Origin of the sequence: Streptomyces palmae, from assembly GCF_004684805.1 — a bacterium.
Lineage (GTDB): Bacteria > Actinomycetota > Actinomycetes > Streptomycetales > Streptomycetaceae > Streptomyces > Streptomyces palmae.
The window spans coordinates 1-3581 of record NZ_SRID01000529.1 but is presented as its reverse complement, the minus strand read 5'-3'; the positions used below and the strand labels follow the sequence as shown (position 1 = coordinate 3581).

Sequence of the window (3581 nt, the reverse complement as noted above, 5' to 3'; positions counted from 1 at the left end):
GGCCTATGGTCGGGGGCGGGATGGGGATCGGCCGTTGTGGTTGGGGTCGTTGAAGTCGAACATCGGTCATACCCAGGCCGCTGCGGGGATCGCCGGTGTGATCAAGACCGTGTTGGCGTTGCACCACGGGCAGCTTCCGGCGACCTTGCATGTGGACCGGCCTTCGCCGCATATCGACTGGTCCTCGGGGGCTGTGAGGCTGTTGACCGAGGCCAGGCCCTGGCCCGCCACCGGCCGGCCGCGGCGGGCCGCGGTCTCCTCCTTCGGTGTCAGCGGCACCAACGCCCACACCATCCTGGAACAAGCACCGGCAGAGCAGGCACCGGCGGTTTCGTCGGAGGTGGTGCCGTCTGGCGGTGTGGTGCCGTGGGTGTTGTCCGCCAGGGGTGAGGCGGCGCTGCGTGCCCAGGCTGCTCGGTTGCGGGCGCATGTGCTGGCGCGTCCCGAGGTGGCGCTGGTGGATGTCGGGCATTCGCTGGTGGCCTCCCGGGCGCTGTTCGATCACCGGGCTGTTGCTTTCGGTGATGATCGCGAGGCGTTGCTGGAGGGGTTGGCCGCGCTGGCCGCCGGGGAGTCGGTCGACGGGGTGGTGGCCGGGCGCACTGTCGCTGGTGTGCGCAGGCCGGTGTTCGTCTTTCCCGGGCAGGGTTCGCAGTGGCTGGGGATGGGAGCGCGGCTGTGGGATGCCTCACCGGTGTTCCGTACCGAACTGCTGGCTTGCGCCGAGGCGTTGGAGCCGTATGTCGACTGGCCGGTGGTGGATGTCGTCCGGGGTCTGGCCGGCCCGGAGGTGCTGGAGCGGGTGGATGTGGTGCAGCCGGCGCTGTGGGCGATGATGATGTCGCTGGCGGCGGTATGGCGGTCCCGGGGAGTACGCCCGGCCGCCGTGGTGGGCCACAGTCAGGGTGAGATCGCCGCGGCCTGCGTCGCCGGCGCACTGACCCGGGAAGACGGGGCCCTCGCGGTGGCCCTGCGTGGCCGGGCGCTGACCGGGCTGTCGGGCAGCGGGGGAATGATCCTGCTGGCCCTCCCGGTGGACCAGGTCCGCGAGCGGCTGACCCGCTGGGAGGGCCGGATCTCGGTGGCGTCGGTGAACGGGCCGGCATCGGTGGTGGTCGCCGGAGACCGCGATGCGTTGACGGAGCTGTTCGAGTCGTGTGCCGCGGAGGAGCTGAGCACCTGGTGGGTGCCGGTGGACTACGCGTCCCACTCCGGTCATGTGGAGCGGGTGCGCGAGGAGTTGCTGGCGGCGTTGGAGCCGATCCGCCCGCGGGCGGCTACGGTGCCGCTGCTGTCCACGGTCACCGGAGAGCAGGTGTCGGGGCCGGAGTTGGACGCGGAGTACTGGTACCGGAACCTGCGCCAGACGGTGGAGTTCCAGCAGGTGATCACCGAACTGGTGGCATCCGGGCACCGGGCCTTCATCGAGGTCAGCCCACACCCCGTGCTCACCTTCGGGGTGCGGGAGATGGTGGACGCGGTCGCCACCGACGCGCTGGTGGTGGGCACCCTCCGACGTGACGAGGGCGGCCCGGACCGGCTGACCGCCTCGCTCGCGGAGGCCTTCGCGGCCGGAGTGCCGGTGGACTGGAGCGAGTCCTACCCCGGCGGCAGGCGAGTGGACCTGCCCACCTACCCCTTCCAAGGCCGCCGCTACTGGATCGACCCCGCCCCCACCGCCCCGACGACCGACCAGCAGCCCTACAGCACCGAAGAGGCCTTCTGGTCCGCCATCGAACGCGCCGACCTGACAGCGGTCACCCAGGCCCTGGACGTCGAGGACGACGCACCGCTGACCGCAGTGCTGCCCAGGCTCGCCGACTGGCGGCAGCGGCGGATGGCGCAGGCGGAGATCGACGCCTGGCGCCACCGGGTCATCTGGCAGCCCGTCGAGGCGCCTTCCGTCTCCGGTCTGTCGGGGCGTTGGCTGCTGCTGGCCCCCGGAGAGCCGGCCGGTCACCTCTGGGTCGAGGCGGCCGCCACGGCCTTGCGCGGCAGCGGGGCCGAGGTCATCACCGTGGAGTGCGACGACCCGCAACGCGCCCACCTGGCCGAACAACTCCGCGCCGCCTGCGCCGACACCACCCCCATCGGAGTGCTGTCCCTGCTGGCCCTGGACGAACGCCCCGACACCCGCGTCCCCGACGTCCCCCGCGGACTGGCCGGCACCCTGGCCCTGGTCAGCGCACTGGTCGACGCGGACATCACCGCACCGCTGTGGCTGGCCACCCAAGGCGCGGTGTCCACCGGTCGATCCGACCACCTCACCCACCCCACCCAAACCCAGGTATGGGGCCTGGGCCTGACCGCCGGACTGGAACATCCCGACCGCTGGGGCGGCCTGATCGACCTCCCCCCGCACCCGGACCAGCGTGCCACGGAGCGGCTGGTCGCCGTGGTCGCCGGGATCGATGCCGAGGACCAGTTCGCCATTCGTTCCACCGGGGTGTCGGTCCGCCGGCTCGCCCCGGCTCCGGCCCCCGCCGCCGGCCGGGATGCCGGCTGGCGCCCGCGCGGCACCGTACTGATCACCGGTGGCACCGGCGCGCTGGGCGGACACCTCGCCCGCTGGCTGGCCCGCGAAGGCGCCGAACACCTGGTCCTGGCCGGCCGACGAGGACCCGACGCGCCCGGCGCCCAGGAACTGGCCGACGAACTCCGCGCCCTGGGAGTCCAGGTGACCCTGGCCGCCTGCGACACCGCCGACCGCACCGCACTGGCCCGCCTGGTGGAACACCTGGACGCCCAGGACACCCCGATCCGCTCCGTCTTCCACACCGCCGGAATCACCACCTCCCAAGCCCTCACCGACACCAGCACCGCCGAACTGGCGCGAGTCCTCGCCGCGAAGGCCCGCGGCGCCGCCCACCTGGACGCCCTGCTGGAGGGGCGCGAGCTGGACGCGTTCGTCCTCTTCTCCTCCGCCTCCGCGATCTGGGGAAGCGGTGGGCTCGGTGCGTACGGGGCGGCCAACGCCTTCCTCGACGGGCTCGCCGAGCACCGGCGAGCCCGCGGACTGCCCGCCCTCTCGGTGTCCTGGGGCATGTGGGGCGGCGGTGGGATGTCCGGTGGCGACACCGGGGAGCGGTTGCGGCGCAACGGGCTGCGCCCGATGCCGCCGGAGCGGGCGGTCGCCGCCCTCGGCGCGGCGCTGGGCCGGGGCGAGACCAGCCTCACGGTGGCCGACATGGACTGGGCCCGATTCGCGGAGGGCTTCGCCGCGGCCCGACCCCGTCCGCTGCTCGACGGCATTCCCGAGGTGGCCCGGCTGACCGCGGAGACGACCGCCGGCCCGGACCGTGCCGGTGCGGGTTCCGCACTGGTCCAGCGGCTGGCGGTGCTGTCCGAGAGCGAGCAGCGGCAGGCGCTGCTGGAGGTGGTCCGTACCCAGGCCGCCGCCGCGCTGGGGCAGTCCGGGACCGAGGAGATCCTGCCCGACCGGCCCTTCCGCGAACTGGGCTTCGACTCACTGATCGCCGTCGGGGCGGACACCTCGCCCGCTGGCTGGCCCGCGAAGGCGCCGAACACCTGGTCCTGGCCGGCCGACGAGGACCCGACGCGCCCGGCGCCCAGGAACTGGC

At 73.4% G+C, this 3581-nt stretch carries 1 protein-coding gene; it reads left to right on the top strand.

Annotated elements, in window-relative coordinates; all coding sequences use genetic code 11:
* The coding region (locus E4099_RS30430) for a type I polyketide synthase (RefSeq protein ID WP_135342331.1) at nt 1-3581 on the top strand (3581 nt) is incomplete at both ends.